This window comes from Streptomyces sp. URMC 126 (assembly GCF_051386555.1).
Classification (GTDB): domain Bacteria; phylum Actinomycetota; class Actinomycetes; order Streptomycetales; family Streptomycetaceae; genus Streptomyces.
In genome coordinates, this window is record NZ_JBPQTX010000010.1 from 21066 (window position 1) to 42842 (window position 21777).

At 76.2% G+C, this 21777-nt stretch carries 10 protein-coding genes and 1 pseudogene; 7 read left to right on the forward strand and 4 right to left on the reverse strand.

Annotated features, from left to right (window positions below; all coding sequences use genetic code 11):
- Window positions 1–50 precede the first annotated feature (50 nt).
- The 6 genes and pseudogenes from ACSNOK_RS02635 (at window position 51) to ACSNOK_RS02660 (ending at window position 4099) form a co-directional block, all read left to right on the forward strand.
- Complete coding sequence (locus tag ACSNOK_RS02635) at window positions 51–611, forward strand: hypothetical protein (RefSeq protein ID WP_436778890.1); 561 nt, start codon at window positions 51–53, stop codon at window positions 609–611.
- A 41-nt stretch (window positions 612–652) separates the two neighbouring features.
- Window positions 653–940 carry a YciI-like protein gene (locus ACSNOK_RS02640; RefSeq protein ID WP_436778891.1) on the forward strand — a complete coding sequence of 96 codons (288 nt, stop codon included), beginning with the start codon at window positions 653–655 and terminating at the stop codon, window positions 938–940.
- A 315-nt stretch (window positions 941–1255) separates the two neighbouring features.
- Window positions 1256–1819 (forward strand): annotated as a pseudogene (locus ACSNOK_RS02645) (TerD family protein); the annotation flags it as partial.
- 708 nt (window positions 1820–2527) lie between these two features.
- Entirely contained in the window at window positions 2528–2758 is a 231-nt protein-coding gene (locus ACSNOK_RS02650) for a hypothetical protein (RefSeq protein WP_436778892.1), read from the forward strand.
- Window positions 2759–2907: 149 nt separating this feature from the next.
- Window positions 2908–3294 carry a hypothetical protein gene (locus ACSNOK_RS02655; protein WP_436778893.1) on the forward strand — a complete coding sequence of 129 codons (387 nt, stop codon included), beginning with the start codon at window positions 2908–2910 and terminating at the stop codon, window positions 3292–3294.
- Window positions 3295–3352: 58 nt separating this feature from the next.
- Window positions 3353–4099: an HNH endonuclease family protein gene (locus tag ACSNOK_RS02660; RefSeq protein ID WP_436778894.1), complete on the forward strand. Its 747-nt coding sequence runs from the start codon at window positions 3353–3355 to the stop codon at window positions 4097–4099.
- Window positions 4100–4370: 271 nt separating this feature from the next.
- Here ACSNOK_RS02660 and ACSNOK_RS02665 read toward each other — a convergent pair whose 3' ends face one another.
- The 3 genes from ACSNOK_RS02665 to ACSNOK_RS02675 are packed head-to-tail and all read right to left on the reverse strand — an operon-like array spanning window position 4371 to window position 19710.
- Window positions 4371–12002, reverse strand: coding sequence for an SDR family NAD(P)-dependent oxidoreductase (locus ACSNOK_RS02665; RefSeq protein ID WP_436778895.1), 7632 nt, complete (start codon window positions 12000–12002; stop codon window positions 4371–4373).
- A gap of 2 nt (window positions 12003–12004) precedes the next feature.
- A complete protein-coding gene (locus ACSNOK_RS02670; protein WP_436778896.1) occupies window positions 12005–16246 on the reverse strand; it encodes a type I polyketide synthase in 4242 nt (1413 codons plus the stop codon).
- Window positions 16243–19710 (reverse strand): non-ribosomal peptide synthetase, encoded by a 3468-nt coding sequence (locus tag ACSNOK_RS02675; protein ID WP_436778897.1) that lies wholly within the window; start codon window positions 19708–19710, stop codon window positions 16243–16245. Before ACSNOK_RS02675 ends, ACSNOK_RS02670 begins: the two co-directional genes overlap by 4 nt.
- Before the next feature lie 341 nt (window positions 19711–20051).
- Here ACSNOK_RS02675 and ACSNOK_RS02680 point away from each other — a divergent pair, with 341 nt between their 5' ends.
- On the forward strand, window positions 20052–20825 hold the full coding sequence (locus ACSNOK_RS02680) for a thioesterase II family protein (RefSeq protein WP_436778898.1): 774 nt from the start codon (window positions 20052–20054) through the stop codon (window positions 20823–20825).
- A gap of 50 nt (window positions 20826–20875) precedes the next feature.
- Here ACSNOK_RS02680 and ACSNOK_RS02685 read toward each other — a convergent pair whose 3' ends face one another.
- Window positions 20876–21670 (reverse strand): LuxR C-terminal-related transcriptional regulator, encoded by a 795-nt coding sequence (locus ACSNOK_RS02685; protein WP_436778899.1) that lies wholly within the window; start codon window positions 21668–21670, stop codon window positions 20876–20878.
- Window positions 21671–21777 lie beyond the last annotated feature (107 nt).

Consider the following 21777-nt stretch of genomic DNA (forward strand, 5'->3'; position numbering starts at 1 on the left):
GGCGACGCGGGGACCGGCAACGCGGGAACGCGGAAAGGCGTGGTGGGGCGATGGGGAAGAACGGGCTGGCGGGACTGGTACCGGTCCTCGCGATCACGATGCTGGTGGCCGTCCCGGCGCTGCTCTGGGACGCCGGGGGCCACCCGGCCCGCGTCGCCGCCGTCCTGCTGGGCGTGCTGTCCGTGGCCGCCCTGGCCGCCTGGGGCCATCTCGTCCTCCGGCGGCGGGCCGGCCGGGCGGTCCCCGGCCCCGCCGTCGCGTCCTGCTTCTTCGCCTGGCTGATCACCGTCATCTGGCTGGTGGGCGTGCCCGCGTCGCTGTTCCTGGCCGTCTTCACACTCGTGCTCGGCGCGCCGCTGTGCGGGCTGGCCTGGCTCGGCCACGCCCTCGTCCTCCGGGGCCGGCGGGCCGGGACGGTTATCCAGACGGCCCTCGCCGCGGCCGGTGCGGCACTGGCCTTCTGGGGGCCCGTCGACGACGTTTTCTGGACACCTGTGTTCTGGACTTTCATCGCCCTGGCGGTGGCGCTGCTCGCGAGCCGGCTGGCGGCGGAGCGCGGAGCAGCCGGATCCGGTCGTACGGACGACCGGCGGGTCCCGCCCGCGACGTAGGCTGCGGCGGGGGACCGGCCACCGAACGGCGGAGGACGACCATGGCGTACTACGTGCTGGAGTACTCGCTCGTCGACGACTACGTCGAGCGCAGGGCACCCCTTCGGGAGGAGCACCTCGGGCTCGCGCGGGAGGCGCACGACAAGGGCGCGCTGATCCTGGGCGGCGCCCTGGACGGGCCCGTGGACCGGGCGCTGCTGGTGTGGCGGGTCGACGACCCGTCGGTCGTCGAGGAGTTCGCGGAACGGGACCCGTACGTGCGGCACGGGCTGGTCACCGGGTGGTCCGTGCGGCCGTGGACCGTCGTCGTGGGCGGCACGGCGGGGTGAGGTGGCGGGGCGGCTCGTGGCCGCCCCTGGGAGGGGAGAACGGCGGGCACCGGCCACCCCGTAAGTTGCCCTATTGCGCAAGCGCTAAAGTATGCGCGTCGGGTGGTGACAAGGCGTCGGCCCGGGGCGATATGACGTACCCACAGGTGAGGCGTACCCCCAGGTGAGACGTCCTGTCCGCGTCGCCGTGCGCCGCGCCGGAGCCGTTCCGGAACCGCCCGTCACACATCGTGCCAACAGGGAAACCGGATGAGCCCCGGGCAGGCCCGCCGCGGCGAACGCGCGGGCCCCGGGGCGGTGGTGGAGGGAACGGAGATGGGTGTGCCCCTGACCAAGGGCGGCAACGTCTCGCTGAGCGCGCGGGCCCCCGGCCTGACCGCGGTCACGGTCGGACTGGGCTGGCGGGCGGCGCCGGGCTGCGACCTGGACGCCAGCGCGCTGCTGTGCGACGGGTCCGGGAAGGTGCTCTCCGACCGGCATTTCGTCTTCTTCAACAACCTCACCAGCCCGGACGGTGCGGTCCGGCACGCCGGGGACGGCGGGGACGCCGGTCCGGCGGGTGACGTCCAGCGGATCCACGTCGACCTCGGCCGGGTGCCCGCCGACGTGATGAAGATCGTCTTCCCGGTGTCCCTCTACGAGGCCGACGCCCGGGGCCAGGACTTCCGGCAGGTCCACGGCGCCCACATCCGGGTGACCGACCGCGAGGGCGGCGCGGAACTGGCCCGCTACGAGCTCGGGGCCGGGGACGCCGGGGACGAGACCGCGATGGTCTTCGGCGAGCTGTACCGGCACGGCGCGGAGTGGAAGTTCCGGGCGGTGGGGCAGGGGTACGCGTCGGGCCTCGCGGGCATCGCCTCGGACTACGGCGTGGACGTACTGCGGGACACCTCGGCGGAGCCCACCGGGCCTGCCGGGCCTGCCGGGCCCGCTGGGCCCGCTGGGGCTTCCGCGCCCGCCGGCCACGCGCGGGAGCGGAAGACCGCCGAAGACCTGCCGACGGCCGCACCGACCGCTCCACCGACCGTTCCGCCGACCGTCCCCCCGGTCACCCCCACCCCACCACCCGCACCGACCCCGACGCTCGTCTCCACGCCGCCGTCGGCGCACACCGCGCCGACCATCGCGGCACCCCAGCCACCGACAGGGAGTCCTTCCGTGACGTGTTTCTTCGACCCCGCCCACGGCCCCGGCATGACGACGGTCTCCTGGTCGCCGCAGTGGGGCGTGCCCCGGCCGGTCCAGGCGTGCGGCGGCTGCGCCCACCGCGTGCAGACCACGCCGCCCCCGTACTACACCGAGCCGCAGGCGGGGTACCCGCAGCCGGTGCAGCAGGGATACCCCCAGCCGCACCAGCAGGGCTATCCCGTTCCGCACGGTGACGCGCAGCCGCAGCAGGGCGGCGGACAGCAGGGCGGCCGGCGGTTCGGCACCGGCGCGCTCATCGGGGCCGGCGCGGCGGGTCTCGTCGGCGGCGCGCTGCTGAACGAGGCGTTCGACGACGACGAGCCGGACGTGATCGTCAACAACTACTACGAGGACTGACGGCCCTTTCTCCGATACTTGCGCAATGCGTAAAGTATCCCCATGGCGGGAGACGGTGTGTGGGGACCGGAGACGGCGGTGCTGGCCGGCGGGCCGGCCGACGGCGTGCGGATCAAGGTGGCGGGGCGGCCGGCGGTGGTGCAGGTCACCCGTCCGTGCGTCGTCGAGCATGCCGCGGATGACGTCCGCGTGGACGCGCTGTATGTCTACCGGCGCGACATTCGCGTGGAAGACGAGCCCCTGCGCTACGGGTTCGACCCGGTCAGCCCCTGACCCCCACGCCTCCGCGGGGTAGACGGGCGGCGAGACGATCTCCGGTACGTGTGGTTGCCCGGTTGCGCAGCCGGGCAAGTCCTGGGCGCGACCCGGCGACCGCTCGTCGCCGTGATGCGTCGCGACCACTCGTCCGAAGGGGGCTGCGGATGGCGCGGGACAGAACGGCACCGGCGGGCGGCGGTGACCTGCTCATCGGCGCGGCCGTGGCGGAAATCGAAGGTCTCTACACGGAGTTGCTCGCCGGACGCGGCGAACGGGACCGCGACCACGTCCTCGCCGACCTCGCACGGGCGGGCCGGCGCCTCGCCTCCACCGCGCACGCGTCGCAGAACGCGCCGCGCGGCGAGACGAGGCGCCCGCGCTCACGCCGGGAGCGCCGGCGCTTCCTGGCGGCCCGGGGCGCCGACCGCTGGCTGACCTTCGCCATGGGCGGCGGACGACGCAAGCGGCTCCTCCGCCGCGAGGCGGGAACCGGGTCCCCGTCCGGACCGAGGAGGCCGAGGAACCCGTCATCCGGGAAGCGCGCTTCCTGAGCGGGCGCGAAGCCGGCCTGCCCATGGCACACCACTCGACGTACGAAAAGAGGCCTCGGTGCCGTCCCAGCCCCGCCCCTGCCCTTACCCCCACCCCCGTCGCCGCGGCGCCGTCGCCGCGCTCCTGCTGCTGCCCGTGCTGCTGACGGCGTGTTCGCGGGACGGGGACGGCGGGCCCGATGACGCCAAGCCGGGCTCCGTGCGGGCGGCGCTGGCCGAACTGCCGGTCAAAAAAGCGGAGTCGAAAGCCGGGTACGACCGCGGAAAGTTCGGCCGGGCGTGGTCGGACCGCACCGACGCGCCCGGCTCCGGCAACGGCTGCGACACCCGCAACGACATCCTCCGACGGGACCTGCGCGACCCGAAGCTCGACGGCCCCGCCAAGTGCACCGTCACCTCCGGCACCCTCGCGGACCCCTACACGGGCAAGACCATCCGTTTCCGGCGCGGCGCGCGGTCCTCGGACGTGCAGATCGACCACGTCGTGGCGCTTTCCGACGCCTGGCGAACGGGGGCGCGCAAGCTGTCCCGGGCCCGCCGCGAGGCCCTGGCCAACGACCCGCTGAACCTGGTCGCCGCCGACGGGCCGGCCAACATGGGCAAGGGCGACAAGGACGCCGCCGACTGGCTCCCCGCGAACACGGCCTACACCTGCGACTACGTCGCCCGGCAGATCGCCGTGAAGCGGCAGTACAAGCTGTGGGTGACCCCCAAGGAGCACGCCGCCATGAGCAGGGTCCTCACAACCTGCCCGGCCCACGAGGTGCCCACCGCCAAGAGCCCCGGGGTCGCGCTGAAGCACTAGCCGCGTGGCGGTGGCGGTGCGCTACGGGCGCCCGCATCCGTCCCGCGCCTCCAGCGGCTCGCTCAGCGACCGTGCGTCCTCCGGCCCGAGCCCGGTGACGAACAGGGCCAGGACGGCCCTGCGGTCGGCACCCGCGCGAGTTCGCCGTGCGTCCGCAGAGCCGTGAGGCCGGGAGCGTTCTGAAGGGCGAAGCAGACGTGACCGCGCCCGTGTTCGCCACGGGGAGCGCGCCGCCGTGCCACGGGCGCGCTCCCTTGCCGGCGGCACGGGATCAGCGCCGTCCGCGTCCCGTCGTCCGGGCCGCGCGGCGGCGGGCGGCCCGGTCCCGGGCCGGATTCCGGGAGGCTTCGGGCGGTGCCGCGACCGGGGCGTCGAGGAAGGCGGAGAGGGTGGCTACGGTGGGGTGGCGGAAGAGGTCGACCATGGAGAACTCGCGGTCCAGAGCGGTCTGGAGTGTGCCGTGGACGCGGGCCATGAGGAGCGAGTGGCCGCCGAGGTCGAAGAAGTTCTCGTCCGGGCCCACCCGGTCCACGCCCAGTACCTCGCACCACACCCGGGCGACCAGCAGCTGTGTCTTCCCCGCCGGGGCCGTCTCCGGGCCCGGGCGGTCGGCGCGTCGGAGCGCGGCGCGGTCCACCGTGCCGTCCGGGGTGCGGGGCAGGCGGTCGAGGGTCACCCGGCGTACGGGGACCGGCGTTCCGTACCGGTCGGTGGGAGTGGGGGCTGTGGCGGGCTCGGGTTCCGTGTAGGCGGTCAGGGTGGTGGCCGGGCGGGCCGGGGCGTCCAGCGCGCCGCGGATCCACGGGCGGGCCGGGTCCAGGCCGACCAGGACGTGCGGCCGGTCCAGGCGCAGCGCGTGGACGAACGACCGTACGCCCTCGGCGCGGCCGATCGGGCGGTAACCGCGGGCCCGGCCGGGCTCGGCCAGGTCGCGGCCGGCGCTCATACCGGTCTCGTCCCACAGGCTCCAGGCGACGGAGGCGAAGCGCCGGCCCCGCTCCCGGCCGGTGCGGACCAGGGCGTCCAGGTGGGCGTTGGCCGCCGCGTAGGCGCTGACCATGGCGCCGCCGAAGGTGCCGTTCACGGAGGAGAAGGCGATGAGAGCCGTGTCGTCCGCCGCGTCGCCCAGCGCGTCGAGCAGGGCGCGGGTGCCGAGTGTCTTGGGGGCCAGGACCTCGGCCAGTTCCTCGACGGTCTGCTCGGGGAACGGGCGTTGGCGGAACGTGCCGGCCAGGTGCAGCACCGCCGTCGGGGCCAGGGACCAGCGGGTGGCCGCCTCACCGAGGGCGGCCCGTACCTCGTCGGCGCGGGTGATGTCGGCCGTCGCGTAGAGCACGTGCTCGCTGCGTGCCCGCAGCGCGCGGTACGCCGCCAGGCGCCGGGCGCCGGTGGTGTCCGACGCGGCGGTGGCGTCCGACGCGTCCTCCGGCGGGAGTTCGGTGCGGCCGAGGATCAACAGGCGGGAGTCGTACGCGTCCAGGAGGTGCGCGCAGATCTCCGTGCCGAGGCCGCCCAGCCCGCCGGTGACGACGACGAGCCCGCCGCGTCGGAACGGCCCCGGGGCCGGCGGGCCGGCCGGTGGCGACAGGGCCGCCAGGCGCGGCACGAGACGGACGCCGTCGCGGACGGCGGCCTCCGTGTCGCCCCGGCGGGCAGCCAATTCGGCGAGGATGTCCGGCACATGAGTCTCCGGCGGGGCCTCCGGCAGGTCCAGGTGCGCGCAGTCGAGCCACGGCAGTTCCTGCGCGAGGCTGGTCAGCAGGCCCAGCCGGGCCGCCCGGTCGGCGTCCACCACGTCGCCGGGCGCGGCGTGCTGGGTGTGGCGGCCGACGACGCGCAGGCGCGTCCGCGCGTCCTCGGCGCGCCGCGCGGCGAGCGCCTGGACGAGGTGGACGAGGGCCGCGGTCTCCGCCGGGACCGGTGTGGTGGCGTCGGTGGCCGATGGGGCGTACGTGGTGAGGTCGAGGACGTCCGTCACCGTATGGCCGTCCGCCGCCAGGGCGTCCAGGAGGCGGCCGTGGTCCTCGGCGTGGTCGAGGCGGACGCGGAAACGGTCAGGCGTGAGGCGCGCGAACTCCGTCCCGGGCTCCGCGCGGTCGACGCGGACGGTGCGGCGGTCTCGGGAGGCGAGCTCCGGCAGCAGGCGGTCGGCCAGGCCCGCGTCGTCGGCCAGTACCAGCAGCGTGCCGCCCGTGCCGCCCGCGCTCTGCGGGGTGGGGCCGGGCAGTGGGCGGGCCGGCCGCCAGACGCGCTCGTGGAACCAGTTGGGCAGGGTGGTGCGCTCGTCGCCCAGCAGCAGGTCCACCTCGGCGAGGGCGGCGTCGAAGCCGCCGGAGTGGAAGCGGCGGCGCAGCGCGGCCCGCTGGATCTTGCCGATCTCGGTCTTGGGCACGTCCTCCTTGCGGACGGGTACGATATGGCGCGGGTTGAGGCCGGTCCGCCGGACCAGCAGGGAGCGGATCTCGCGGACCGTGGCGGCGACGTCCGCGCCGGGCGCCGGGTGGAAGAAGACGGCGAGGCCGTCCGTGGTCGCCCCCGCGTCCCGGACCGCGCAGGCCGCGGTGAACGAGTTCTCCACCCGGTCCAGTTCCTCCACCACCGACTCGATCTCGTGGCAGTAGTGGTTGACGCCGTTGATGATGAGGACGTCCTTGGCCCGGCCGGTGATGGTGACCGCGCCGTCCCGGATCACCCCCAGGTCGCCGGTCTCGAACCAGCCGTCGGGGGTGAAGGAGGCCCGGTTCTCCTCCTCGTTGTCGTGGTAGCCGGAGGTCACCGTCGGGCCGCTGACCTGGAGGCGGCCGGGGACGCCCTCCGGCACGGTCTCCCCGGCGTCGTCGACGATGCGCAGGGTGGTGCCCGGCAGCGGGCGGCCGACCTCGGTGAACGGGTCGGCGTCGGAGGTCGTCGCCAGGGTGAAGGCGTCCGAGTAGGTGACCGCCGAGGACGTCTCGGACATGCCCCAGGAGGGCCGCATGGCGGTGGCCGGCAGGCCGTACGGCGCGAGCGCCTGGAGGAAGCGGCGGGCGACGCGCGGCATGATGGCCTCGCCCGCGTTCTGGATGAAGCGCAGGCAGGACAGGTCCCAGCCGCGCCCCGCCGCGTCCGCCACCCGGTCGTTGACGAGGCCGAACGCGAAGTTCGGCGCCCAGGTGAGCGTCACCCGGTGCCGGTGGACGACGTCGAGCCAGCGCGGCGGGTCCTCCAGCACCCAGCCGGTGGGCGCGTGCACTTGACGGCACGTCAGGTAGACGTCGCGTACGTGGAACATGACGATCCCGCCGACGTGGTCGAGCGGCATCCAGTTGAACGTGACGTCCCCGGCCCCGAATCCGTTGGCGGCGGCCGTGCCGGCGCAGCGCGCCAGGACGTTGCGGTGGCGCAGCGGGACGGCCTTGGGGGTGCCGGTGCTGCCGGAGGTGAGCAGCAGCAGGGCGACGTCGTCGGGTGCGCAGGGGTGCTCGTCCGGGTCGGGCGCGTGGCGGCGCAGCTCGTCCAGGACGCCGACGCGCAGGGCGGTCCCCCAGCCCCGGCGGGCGGCCAGCCCGCGCAGCCCGTCGGCCGTCTCGTCCCCGGCCAGGACGAGGGGGCGGCCGAGCAACTCCCAAGCGCCCGCCAGACGTTCGACGGCCGACGTGTCCTCGGCGTAGCTCTCGGCGGGGGCGAGCGGGACGGGCACGAAGCCGCCGAGGAGGCAGGCCCAGAAGGCGGTCAGGAAATCGCGGTGGCCGGGGCACTGCAGGACGGCGCGGTCGCCGGGGCGGAGCCCGATGGCGCGCAGGCCGCCCAGGACCCGGGCCGCGTCCGCCGCCAAGTCGGGGTAGGAGAGCTCCTGTTCGGCGCCGCGCCGGTCGACGATCACGATGCCGCCCCGGTTCTCGCGGGCCGCGCGGCGCAGGGCCTCCGGCAGGGTGCGGACGGACGGCGTCACGGCCGGCGGGCCCGCGGCCACGGCCGGGCGCCCGCCGTCCGCCGGCGCGGCCGGGCGCGGCTCCTCCCCGTCGCCGGCCGGTTCCCGCGGGTCCTCGGGGGTGGGCAACGGGACGTGGACGCGCTCCTCCGGCTCCGGGGCCGCCTCCTCCACCAGGACGGCGACGGCCGGGCCGCCGGACGCCGTCAGCTCCCGCTCCCATGCCCGGGCGGCGTCCTCGTCCACGACGGGCAGCGCGGCCAGCGCGGCGGCGTCGAGGCGGCCGGAACGGTCGCGGGGCAGCGAGGTGACGGGCACCACGGCGCGCGGTACGAGGGCAGCGGGCAGCAGGGCGGCGGCCCGCTCGCGCGCCCGGCGGGCGGAGAACGGTCCGGTGGGCACGGCGTACGCGACGAGCTCCTCGACCCCGTCGGCGGTGGTCCGGGGCAGGACCGCGCAGCCGGCCAGGGTCTCGTCGGCGAGCAGGGCGTTCTCGACCGCCGCGAGGTCGACGGCGTACCCGTCCACGCGCGGCGGCGCGTCGTCGGCGACGGCGAGCCGCCCGTCGTGGAGCCGGCGCCCGCGCCACGGCGTGGGCGCGGGGGCGGCGGCGCCCGGCCGGTGGACGGACAGCCGGCCGGGGACGCCGCTCGGCAGCGGCCGGCCGCGCTCGTCGGTGACGACGACGGGCCGGTGGTCGTCCCGCCCGGCGGCGAGTTCGGCGTCGGTGAGGCCGGGGCGGCAGCGCAGGGCCGCCACGCAGCCGGCGGCCTCGGGCAGCACCCACAGCCGGTGCAGGACGGTCTCCGGGCGGGCGGCGAGGAACCGGTCCGCGAGCCGGGCGGTGAGCCGCCCGCCGTCGACCAGCACCAGCCGCAGCCGGTCGTCCGACGGCCGCTCGGCACGGGCCGCTTCGTCCAGCGCGGCGGGCGGCAGCAGCGCGACGGACACCCCGCCACCCGCGACGGCCGCCGCCACCCGCCCCGGCCCGACACCGGGCGCGGCGTACACGGCCGCGCCGTACAGCAGCGGCCACAGCAGGGCGTGCACGGCGTCGGGCAGCGGCGCGGTGCGGTGGTACAGCACGGCGTCGCCGGCCCCGAGCCGACCGAGATCCTGGAGCCGGTCCAGCGTCGCGCACAACGCGGCGTGGCCGTACTCCACCGGCCCGGCGGCACCGCGCAGGACGAACGCGGGGTCGGCGCCGCGCGGCCCGGAGAACGGGCGAGGGGCGGCTTCGGCGCGGTGGGCGGCGGCCGGGGAAGCGGGGGCCTCGGGACCGGGGGGCGCGGTGATCGCGGAGACGTCGGCCGGTACGGTTGCCGGGTCATTCGGCACGTTGGGCGTGGTGAGGCCGGTCTCCGGTGTGGCCGGCGGGTGGCTGCCGCCCGTCCCGGCGGTCGGGGGAGTGGCGGTCGGCGCGGACGCCGGGGTGTCCCCGTTCGGTCCGGCCGTTGAGGTCGAGGGGGTCTCGGGGCTGTCGCCGGTGGCGCTCGTGGAGACATCGGCCCGTGCGGTCGCCGGGTGACCGTCGTTCGTCTCGGACGTTAGGGCGTCCCCGTTCGGCCCGGCCGTTGAGGACGAGGGGGTCTCGGGGTCGTCGCCGGCGGCGGTCGTGGAGACGCCGACCGGTGCGGTCGCCGGGTGCCGCGGCACCCCCGGCCCGGCGGCGCCGAGCGTGAGGGGACCGGTCTCCGGCGCGGCCGCCGGATGGCTGCCGCCCGTCCCGGCGGTCGGGGGTGTGGCGGCCGGCGCGGACGCCGGGGCGTCCCGGTCCGGCCCGGCCGTTGAGGTCGAGGGGGTCTCGGGGTCGTCGTCTGCGGGGGGCGTGGAGACGTCGGCCGGTACGGTCGTCGGCACGTCGGGCGTCGTGAGGCCGGGCTCCGGTGTGGTCGGCGGGTGGTCGTCGTTCGGTCCGGCGGGTCGGTCCTGCGGTGTCTCCGGGGCGTCGGTCTTGAGCGCGGCGAGTTCGACGGCCGTCACCTGCGTCGGGAGCGTCCACGCGCGGTCGGTCAGGAGTGTCCTCGCGCCCGCCGCGACGAGCCAGTCGCAGGCCGGTCCGTCCGGCGACTCCGGTTCGACGGGCACGCAGACCGCGCCCAGGGTCAGCAGCGCGAGCGTGGCCGCCGCGGCGTCGGCGCCCGGTGGCAGGCGCAGGCCGACGCGCGTGCCGCGGGTGATGCCCCGGGCCGCCAGCCGTCCGGCCAGGACGTCGGCGCGCTCGGCGAGCCCGGCGGCCGTCAGCGTGCCGGCCGGGGCGGCGGCGCCCGGCGCGTTCCGGTCGCCCTCGGCGGCGGACCCGGCGCGTGCCCCGTCCGTGACGGCGGCGGCACGCCGGTCCCGTTCGGCGGGGCGCGCGAGCGCCTCGGCCGTGGCGTGGGCGCCCTGGGCGTACCGGCTTTCCTCGGCGGCGGAGCGCACGAGCGCATCGCCCGTGTCGACGACGGCATCCCGTTCGCCCGAGTCTTCCTCGGCGGCGCCCCCGAGGGCGCCGGCCCCGGCGCGCTCAGCCGCGCCCCCCGTCACAGCGATACCATCCGGCGCGCGCCGGACCCGCTCGGCGAAGGCGGCGGGCACGGTCGTGTCCGGATCGGCGGGGGCGCGTACCGGAGTCGTCGGTTCCGTGTCCGCGAAGGGGAGGTCCGCGACGGGCGTCTCCGGGGCCCGGACGGCGGCGGCCAGCAGGCGGCGCAGCCGGTCCGGCGTGCGCGCGGCCGTCTCGGGGTCGAACAGGTCGGTGCCGTACACCAGGGAGCCGTGCAGCCGGTCGCCGTCCTCCCAGAGGTGGAACTCCAGGTCGAAACGGGTGGAGTGGCGCGGCAGCGGCTCGGCGCGCAGGCGGGCGCCGGGCAGGGGGAAATCCATGCGCGGCGGGTTCTGGAGGGCGAACATCACCTGGAACAAGGGGTTGCGGCCCGGGTCGCGCTCCGGCCGCAGCACCTCGACGAGCTTGTCCAGCGGTACGTCCTGGTGGTCGTAGGCGCCGGTGCAGGCGCGCCGCGTGCGGGCCAGCAGGTCGGCGAAGGTCGGCGAGCCCGACAGGTCGCCGCGCAGTACAAGGGTGTTGACGAACAGGCCGAGCAGCGGCTCGGTCTCCGGTACGTCGCGGCCCGCGATGGGGGAGCCGACGAGGATGTCGTCCTGCCCGGTCCAGCGGTGCAGCAGCGCGGTCACCCCGGCCAGCAGCGTCATGAACAGCGTCGTGCCGTGGGCCCGGCCGGTGGCGCGCAGCGCGCGGGCGAGGTCGTCGGGCAGCTCGAAGTCGACGCGGGCGCCGCGGAAGGACTGTACGGGCGGCCGGGGGTGGTCCGTGGGGAGGTCCAACGCCGCCGGGGCGTCGCGCAGTTGCCGCCGCCAGTAGTCCAGGCGGCGTTCCAGGGCCGCACCGTCGAGCTGTTCGCGCTGCCACTCGGCGAAGTCCGCGTACTGGATCTCCAGCGGGGCGAGGCCGGCCGGTTCCCCCGTGCGGTACTCCCGGTAGAACGCCGCGAGTTCGCGGGTGAGGACGTTGAGCGACCAGCCGTCGGTGACGATGTGGTGGAGGCAGAGCAGCAGCAGGTGGCGGTCGGGCGCGGTGGTGAGCAGGGCGGCGCGGAACAGCGGGCCGGTGGTCAGGTCGAACGGCCGGCCCACCCACTCCAGGGCCCACGGGTGCTCGTCCTCGGGCGCGCACTCCGCCGTCTCCAGCCGGACGCGTCCGGCCGGCGCCACCAGCTGCCGCGGCTCGCCGTCGCGCTCCGTGAACGTCGTGCGCAGAATCTCGTGGCGGGCCACGACGCCGTCCAGCGCGGCCTGGAGCGCGGCGGGGTCCGCCTCGCCGGTCAGCCGCAGCGCCAGCGGGATGTTGTAGTACGGGTTGCCGCGGTCGAGGTGGTGGAAGAACCACATCCGCTGCTGGGCGTAGGAGGCCGGGAAGAGCAGGGTGTCCGGGCCCTCCGGCGTGGTGGGGGCGGTGCTGGGCTGGCTGGGCTGGCTGGTCTCGGCCGGGGGCACGGCTACTCCGTCCTGTGGTCGCGGGTGGTGCCGGCGGCGGTCCGGGCGCGGCGGGCGCTGGGCCGGATGCGGGGTGCCGCGCTCGCGGGGGCCGCCGCGTCGAGCAGCGGGACGAGCTCGGCGACGGTCGGCGCGTCGAAGATCCGTTGCAGCGACAGTTCGACGCCCGTGGAGTCGCGCAGCCGGGCGAACAGCTGCATGGCCAGCAGCGACTCCCCGCCGAGGTCGAAGAAGTTGTCGTGCACGCCGATGCCGTCGATGCCCAGGACGTCCTCCCACAGCCGGACGACGTCCTTCTCCCGGTCGGTGCCGGGCGGGGTGTAGGGCACGGAGAGGGCGGGCCGCCGGTTGAAGGCCCGGCTCGCGGGGGGAGCGGGGGCCGGGGAGGCGGTTTTCCGGGCGCGGCGGGCGGCGACGAAGGTGTGGTCCGCCCCGCCGTCCCGGGGGAGGGCGGTGACGTCGGCGAAGCCCTCCGTGTCGAGCAGCCCGGTCCACCGGTCCGCCGTGACGAGCGGCGAGCCGTCGCGCAGGTCGTCGTCGAAGTACCACCAGCCCTCGTAGAGGCCGGTCGTCATCAGCGACCAGCGCTGCTGCCGGGACGCCTCCAGCAGCATCAACACGCCGTCCTGCACCAGCAGTTCGCCCGCGTTGCGCACGGCCCGCCGCAGGTCGGGGGTGGCGTGCAGGACGTTGAACGCGAGGACGACGTCGAAGCCGCCGGGCGGGAGACCTTGCGCGGCCGGGTCCTTGGTGATGTCGAGGACGCCGAACTCCATGCCGGTGAACCCGTCCTCCTTCGCCCGCCGCTGCCCGTCGAGGACGAACGAGCGGCCCAGGTCGGTGAAGTGGTACGTGACGTCCGGAAGGCCGCGCAGCGCCTCGGCGACCTCCCAGGTGAGGTAGCCGCGTCCGGCGCCGATCTCCAGGATCCGCACCGGCCGGCCCGCCTCGGCGGCGAGCCGGGCGACGGTCTCGGCGATCAGGCGGCGGAAGAGGGGAATGTCGCTGTAGGCGAGGCGCCGGTCGATGAGGGCGCGCTGGCGGGCGTCGTCGCCGTCGGGGAGCAGCACCTCGGTGCCGGCCGTGGTGCCGTCGAGCACCCGGGGGTAGTGCCGGACGCAGTGCTCCAGGAACGCCAGGTCCTCGGCCCGCCCGGGGTGGCCGGCGAGGATCTCGCGGGAGAGCGCGGCCGGTTCGGGCACGTCGGCGACGGCGGGGGTGACGCGCAGCCGTCCGCCGTCCTCCCGCAGGATCCCGTCGTCGGTGAGCATCGCCAGCAGGGCGTCGAGGAACCGCCGGTAGGCGGGGACGGTGCGGAACGCCCGGTGGACGTCCTCCCGGTCCAGGACGGCGCCGGGGGCGAGCGGCACCCCGGCGTCGCGGAGCACCGCGCAGACGTGGGCGGCTGCCAGCCGGTCGAGGCCGGCGGTGAGGTCCTCCGGGTCGCGCAGCGGCGGGTGTTCGGCCCGCAGCCGCTGTTCGGCGAGGACCATCCGGGGCAGCTCCGCCGCCAGCGGGACGGGGAACGGCGCCGGGGCGGCCGGCCGGAGCCCGGGGGCCGCCTCGCCGTCCGGCCGGTGGACGTCGATCCAGTGCCGGGAGCGGCGGAACGGGTAGCCGGGCAGCGGTACGCGGCGCGGGGACCGGCGGGCGTGCACGGCCGCGACGTCGGCCGGGACGCCGAGGGTCCACAGCCGCCCGACCGCGTCCAGCAGCGTGCGGTGGTCGGGCTCCGCCGCCTGCGGGTGGCGCATGGCGGGCACGACGGCGTCGTCGCCGCCCCGGGCGCGGACCAGCCCGGTGAGGGCCCGGCCGGGGCCCACCTCCAGCAGCACCGGGTTCCCCTCGGCGAGGAGGGTGTCGAGGCCGGCGCCGAAGCGGACGGGCTCGCGGGTGTGCCGCACCCAGGCGGCCGGGTCGGTGGCCTGCCCGGGCGTGATCCAGGTGCCGGTGAGGTTGGATACGTACGGTATCTCCGGTGCTTTGAGCGGCACTTGGGCGACGGCCTCGGCGTAGGTGCCGAGCACCGGGTCGAGCAGGGCGGAGTGTGCGGCGGCGGCGAAGCGGATGCGGCGGTGCCGTACGCCGTCGCGGGTCAGCCGCTCCTCGGCGCGGGCCAGTGCCTCCTCGGGACCGGCCAGCGCGCAGGCCGCGGGCCCGTTGACGGCGGCGAGCGAGAGGCCGCCGGCCAGGTACGGCCGGACCGCGTCCTCACCGAGGGAGACGCCCAGCATGCCGCCGGTCCCGGCCGCCCGGGCGAACAGCTCCTCGCGGCGGACCACCAGCGGCAGCAGGTCCTCGGGGGCCAGTACGCCGGCCACACAGGCGGCCGTGTACTCGCCGAGGCTGTGCCCGAGCAGCGCGGCGGGCCGGATCCCCCACGACATCAGCAGCACGGCCAGGGCGTATTCGGTCGCGACGAGCGTGGGGAAGACGCCCTCGGGCGCGCCGGGCGCGGGCGGGGCGGCCTCGCCGTACAGCATGTCCCGCAGGTCGCGGCCGAGCAGCGGGCGCAGGACGCCGGCGCAGCGGTCGATCTCCCGCCGGTAGACGGGCTCGGCCTCGTACAGGCCGCGGCCCATGCCGGGATGCTGGGAGCCGGCGCCCGGGAACAGGAAGACGACCGGACGGTCGGCGCCGGCGGGCCCGGCCGCCGGAGGCGCGGCGAGCAGCCGGCGGGCCGCCTCGGCGGTGTCCGACGCGGTCAGCGCGAGCCGGTGCGGGCGGGCGCGGCGGCCGGCGGCGAGGGTGTGCGCGACATCGGCGAGCGGCAGCCCGGGGCGGTCCCGGAGGTGCCGGCCGAGGTCCTCGGCGAGGGCGGCCAGGTCCTCGGGGGTGCGGGCGGAGAGCGTCAGCAGCGCGTCCCCGTCCGCCGGCGCCGGCGCGGGCCGGGGCGGCGGCGCGGGCGCCTCCTCCAGGACGACGTGGGCGTTGGTGCCGCCGATGCCCAGCGAGCTGACGCCCGCCCGGCGCGGCCGGCCGTCGCTCTCCCACGCCCGGGTGGTGGTGGGGACGTGGAACGGGCCGTCCTCCAGGCCGAGCAGCGGGTTGGGGGAGCGGAAGTGCAAGGTCGGCGGGATCGTGCGGTGTTCGAGGGTCAGGACGGCCTTGATGAACCCGGCGATGCCCGCCGCCGCGTCCGTGTGCCCGATGTTGCCCTTGACCGAGCCGAGCGCGCAGAAGCCCCGGCGGTCGGTCGAGGACGCGAACGCGCGGGTGAGCGCGGCCACTTCGATGGGGTCGCCGACCGGCGTGCCGGTGCCGTGCGCCTCGACGTAGCCGATGGAATCCGCGTCGACCCCGGCCACCGCCTGGGCGGCGACGATCACCTCCGCCTGCCCGGCGGCGCTGGGCGCGGCGAAGCCCACCTTGCGGTCGCCGTCGTTGTTGACCGCGCTGCCCTTGATCACGGCGTGGATGTGGTCGCCGTCGGCCAGGGCGTCCGCCAGCCGCTTGAGCACCACGACGCCCAGCCCCTCGCCCGCGAGCATGCCGGTGGCGTCGGCGTCGAAGGGCCGGCAGTGCCCGTCGTGCGAGAACGGGCCGTCCTTGACGTACCGGTAGCCCTGCCGCAGCGCCGGGTTGAGGGAGACGCCACCCGCCAGGGCCGTGTCGCACTGGTGGGACAGCAGGTCCTGGCAGGCCAGGTGCACCGCCACCAGCGAGGTGGAGCAGGTGGTCTGCACCGACAGGCTGGGCCCGGTCAGCCCCAGCTCGTACGAGACGCGGGTGGCCAGCGTGCTGTTGACGTTGCCGAGCTGGGCGTGGTGCAGGGTGACGCTGTCCGCGCCGCGCAGCCGGGGGTGGACGTGGTCGAGGAAGTAGCGGCTCTGCACGGCCCCGGCGTACACGCCGACCGGGCCCGTGGTGGTGCCCGGCCCGTACCCGGCGCGCTCCAGGGCGTGGTGGGCGCACTGGAGGAACAACCGCTGCTGCGGATCGAGGAGTTCGGCCTCCGCCGGCGGGTAGCCGAAGAACTCGGCGTCGAACTCGTCGATGCCGTCCACGACCGACGCCACCTTCACCAGGTACGGGTCGTCCAGCCGCGCGGGGTCGCCGCCCGCCGCCAGGTACGTCGCGTCGTCGAGGGGCGCGACCGCCTCCCGGCCCTCCGTCAGGTTCGTCCAGAACGCGTCCAGGTCCCGGGCGCCCGGGAAACGCCCGGCCATGCCGACGACGGCGATGTCGGTGCCGGCGCCTTCGTCGAGTCCGTCCGCTGCCACGTCGCTGTTCACGGTGGTCACCGCGTCCTTTCGCCGGGCGCCTGCGCCCGCTGTCGCGCCGTCCGGCCGGCCGCCGCCGCGCGCCGTGCCGCTGTCTGCCGCCGGCGCTCGGCCTGCGCCCGGATCCGGTCCAGTTCCGGCCCGTCGCCGTCCCCCGTCTCGTCCCCCGCCGTCGTCCCGCGGGACATGCGGGCGGCGAGCGAGGCGACCGTGGGGTGGTCGTAGAGCTCGACGAGGGGGATGTCGTGGCCGAGCCGGTTCCGGTACAGGGCCTGGGCCCGTACCAGGAGCAGGGAGTGCCCGCCCAGGTCGAAGAAGTTGTGCCGGACGCCGATGTCGTCCCGGCCCAGCAGCTCGGCCCAGACGGCGGCGACGTCCCGCTCCAGGGCGTCGCGCGGCCCGACGAACGGCGTGGCCGCCGACTCGTCCGGGACCGCCGGGGCCAGGGCGAGCAGCGCCTTGCGGTCGGTCTTGCCCGCGGCCGTCAGCGGCAGGGCCGGCAGCACACGGAGCTCGCCGGGGACCGCGTAGTGCGGGAGCCGGGCGGCCAGCCAGTCGCGCAGCGCGGCGACGGTCGGCGCCGCCGCCCCCGCCTCCGGGACGCACCAGGCGGCCAGCCGGTCGCCGCCCGGCGCGCCCGTCCGCAGCAGCACCGCGCTCTGCCGCACGGCGGGATGGGCGGTGAGCGCCGCCTCCACCTCGCCGAGCTCGACGCGGAAACCGCGCACCTTGACCTGGTCGTCGGCCCGGCCCAGGAACTCGATCTCGCCGTCCGGACGGTAGCGGCCCAAGTCGCCGGTGCGGTAGAGCCGTTGGCCAGGGGTGACGGCGAACGGGTCGGGGACGAACGCCTCGGCCGTCCTGCGCGGGTCGTCGAGATAGCCCCGGGCCAGCGGCATGCCACCGATGTACAGCTCGCCGGGAACGCCCACCGGGACCGGGCGCAGCGCCCGGTCGAGCAGGTACAGCCGGGCGTTGGGATTGGGGCGCCCGAGGGAGACGGACGCGCCGTCCGCCCGCTCGTCGAACACCCGGCAGCTCACGCCGATGGTGGCCTCGGCGGGCCCGTAGCCGTGGTACATGGTGGCGTCCAGCCGCTCCCGGAACCGCCGGTACAACGCCGGGGTGAGCGCCTCGCCGCCGCACCACAGGTGGCGGATGGAGCGGGCGGTGCGGGAGATGTCGTCCCGCTCCAGCAGGACGTCCAGCATGGACGCGACGATGTAGAGGAAGGTCACGCCCTCCCGCTCGATCACCTCCGCGAGGTGGCCGATGTCACCGTGCGCGTCCGGGTCGGCCAGGACCAGGCGGGCGCCGTTGACCAGCGGCAGGAAGATCTCGTTGACGGAGATGTCGAAGCCCATCGGGGCCTTGTGCAGCACCCGGTCGTCCGGGGTCATGCCGAGCAGCCGGGACTGCCACACCATCCGGTTGGAGATGGCCTGATGACGGATCATCACCCCCTTGGGGGCGCCGGTGGAGCCCGAGGTGTGGATGACGTACGCCACGTTCTCCATGTCGACCACCGCCTCGGGCATCGGCGCGGCGGGCACCCACGGCTCGGCCAGGTCGAGGACGGGAACGTCCAACGGCGGCGGGGCCGGGGTGGTCGCCGCGTCGGTCAGCACCAGGACGGGCCGGGCGGCGCGGGCCACCTCCGTCCGCCGCAGCGCCGGCCAGGACGGCTCCAGCGGCATGAACGCGGCACCCGCCTTGAGCACCGCCAGCAGCGCCACCACCAGGGTGGGCGAGCGGGTCAGGTGCACGCCCACCACGCGCTCCGGCCCGGCGCCCGACGCCCGCAGCCGCAGGGAGAGTTCCTCCGCCCGATCGTCGAGCTCGCGGTACGTGAGCCGGGCGTCCCGGGCGACCACCGCGACGAGGTCCGGGGTCCGGGCGGCCTGCTCCTCGACCAGCCGGTGCAGGGGCCGGGACTCGGCCGGCTCGGTCCCCGTCCCGCTCCACACGGTCAGGGCCAGACGCCGCTCCTCCGCTGTGAGCAGGGGAAGTTCGCTCAGCCGGCGGTCCGGGCCGAGCGCCGCGCCCCGGGTCAGCTCCACCAGGTGACCGAGGAGCCGTTCGACGGCGGCCGGGGAGAACAGTCCGGCGCGGGCGGTCAGCCCGAGGACGATGTCCCCGCCGGCCTCCCGGGCCTCCAGCACCAGCGGGAACCGGGCCGTGCCGTTGTGGTGCGGCAGCTCCTCGAACAGCACGCCGGCGGCGCGAGTCCGGCTCGGCTCCGCCGCGACGAACGAGAACACCGCGTCGAACAGGGAGGTCCGGCCCACCGCACCGGCGGGCCGCAGCGCCTCCGTGACGCGGTCGAACGGCACGTCCTGGTGGGCGAAGGCGTCGGCGCACACGTCCCGGACGCGGCCGAGCAGCGTACGGAACGCCGGGTCGCCGGAGAGGTCGGTGCGGAGCACCACGGTGTTGCCGAAGTTGCCGACGACGTCCTCGAATTCGGCCCTGCTTCGGTTGACCACCGGTGATCCGACGGCGATGTCGTCCTCGCCGGTCCAGCGGTGCAGCACCGTCTGGTACGCGGCCAGCAGCGCGGTGTACAGGGTGACGCCGGACTCCCGGGCGAGGGCGCGCAGCGCCCCGGCGGCCTCGGGGCCGAGCCGGGCGTCACGCCGTACGCCGTCCGTACCGGCGTCCGCCGGGCCGGGCGCGTCGCCGCGGGCCCCGTCGGCGGGGAGGGCGAGGGCCGGCGGGTGGGGCAGCAGCCGCTCGCGCCAGTGGGCGAGCTGGTCCTCCCAGGCGCCCTCGGCCAGCCGGCGCGCCTCCCAGCGGGCGTAGTCGGCGTACTGGACGCGGGGCCGGGCGGCGGACGCGGGCCCGGCGCCCGCGGCCTCGGCGTAGCGGTGGGCGAGCTCGTCGAGCACCCTGCCCCACGACAGGTCGTCGAAGGCGATGTGATGCACCGTCAGGGACAGCAGGTGGTCGTCGTCGGCGAACCGGAACAGCCGGAAGCGCACCGGCAGTTCGCCGTCCAGGTCGAAGGGGCGGCGCCCCTCCTCGGACACGGCCGCCCGGGCCCGGTCCGCCCGCTCGCCGGCGGGCACCTCGCCGAGGTCGGTCAGCGGCAGCGGGACGGGCGCCGGGGGCAGCACCCGGCGGCCGGGGGAGCCGTCGGCGTCCGCCGGGTAGACGGTCCGCAGGACGTCGTGGGCGGCCGACAGGGCGGTGAGGGCGGCGCCGAGGGCGGCCCGGTCCAGCGGCCCGGTCAGACGGATGCCGCCGCACAGGTTGTAGGCGACGCCGTCGGGCCGCAACCGCCGCAGGAACCACATGCGCCGCTCGGCCGACGACAGGGGCGCCGTGCTCCCGTCGGCGTCGTCCCGACCGTCCTCGGCGCGCCCGGCGACCGGGGCGAACGACGGGTCCGGGCCGGCCAGTCCGGCCTCGGCGAGCAGCAGTGCGGCGAGTTCCCGTCGTCGGGTCTCGGCAGTGGGGTCGGACTGGTCCTCGGTACGCGTCACTGCGGTCCTCTGTTTCTCGCTCCGGGCCGCGGCACGGCGGGCCGGACCCCGCGGACGGACGCGGGGCGAATTTCCGGGGGAATTCCGGGGAAAAGGCGGTCACCGGGGTTCCGGTACCACTCCTGTGGCCTCGGCCGAACGTAACAGCGGACCGCGCGGACGTCGTCCAACCCCGGTAGCCATTACGGCCTCCAACCGTGGTTTCCCCTCTTCCCGCGGAGCTTGCCGCCGGCTCGGCGCGATCTGTACGCTCGCGCTTTCGGAGTACGGGGTACGCACGGCCGCGGCCGCCGGGCGGTACGCACCGCGGCGCCCGGCCACGGGAGCGCGGGAGAGCGAGCATGACGGACCGGACCACCACGGCGGACGGACGGTGGACGCGACGGCACCCGGCCCGGCCCGGCGCCCCGCGCCTGGTCTGCTTCCCGCACGCCGGCGGGGGAGCGAGCGCCTACCGGGGCTGGGTCGAGCGGCTGTCGCCGGAGGCCGAGCTGCTGGTGGTGCGCTACCCGGGCCGCGAGGACCGGTTCGAGGACCCGCTGGTGCCCGACATGGCGACGCTGGCGGACAGCGTCACCGCGGCGCTGCCGCTGTCGGCCGAACGCCCGCTGACCCTTTTCGGCCACAGCATGGGCGCGGCCGTCGCCTTCGAGGTGGCACGGCGGATCGAGGCCGCCTGCCCGGGCGGGCTGGCGCGGCTGTGCGTCTCCGGCCGCCCCGCCCCACACGCGGCACCGGAGTCCCGGGCGCATCTGCTGCCCGACGAGGACCTGGTGGAAGACCTGCGCGCGCTCGCCGGAACGTCCGACGCGATCCTCGACGACCCGGATTTCCGCGCCCTGTTCCTGCCCGTCGTGCGCAACGACTACCGGCTGATCGAGACGTACCGGCCGGTGCCGGGCGCGCGGATCACGGCGCCCGTGTCGGCGTTCTGCGGCACCGAGGACCCGCACGTCCGGCCGGAGGAGATGCCGCGCTGGCGGGAGGTGACCTCCGGCGCGTTCACCCTGCGCGCCTTCCCCGGCGGTCACTTCTACCTCCAGGACCGGCTGGACGAGATCGTCGCCGAGGTGGCGGGCCTCCTCGGGCCGGCGGGCGCGGCCCTGGCGGGCTGACCCCGCCGACGGGACCCGGGCGGCGGGACCCGTGCGGCGGCCGTCGGCGGTCAGGCCGTGGAGCGCTGCTCGGCCACGCCGCCGGCGACGCCGATCTCGTACGCGAGGATGACCGCGTCCACCCGGTTGCGCAGGGCGAGTTTGCGGCAGATGCGGTTGAAGTGCGACTTCACCGTGGCCTCGGAAAGCACCAGCACGTCCGCGATCTGCTGGTTGGTCAGCCCCTGGGCGACCAGCCGGAAGATCTGCAGCTCGCGCGGTGTGAGTAAGGCGAGTTCACCGGCCGGGCGGAGCGCCGCGGCGGGATGGTCGCAGCGCAGCGCCGCCAGCACCTGGCCGACGATGTGCTCGCTCATCGCCACGCCGCCGCGGGCCACGGACCGCACCCCGGCGACGATCTCCTCCGACGACTCGCGCTTGTGCAGGAACCCCCGGACGCCCGCCCGCGCGGCCCCCAGGATCCGGCTCTCGGTCAGCCCGGTCGCGGAGGTGAGGAGGACGACGCCGGCGCAGCGGCCGGTGTGGTCCTCGACGAGGCGGCGGGCCACCCCGAGGACGTCGGGACCGGGCAGGTCAGCGTCCATCAGCACGACGTCGGGCCGGTGGATCCGGGCCTGTTCCAGCAGCGTGTCGCCGTTGCCGGCCTCGCCCTGTACATGGAACGCGGGGTCGGCCTCGAAGAGGGCGCGCAGGCCGCGGCGGACCAGCGGCTGTTCGTCGCCCAGCAGCAGCCCGAAGCGCCTGCCGCCGCCTCCGCTTCCGCCGCCGGGACCGCGGTCGGCCGGCCGCGCCGTGCACCTCTCCACCCGTCCGGCCACACCGCGTACGGCACCAACGCCCCCCATTGTCACGTTCCCCCATCAGACGAGTCGTCGCAGGTAAACCGGCGCGTCACCGCGCGGAGCCGGGAAAACCCATTACCGGTGACAGCGTAGGCGAGCTTGTGCGGGTT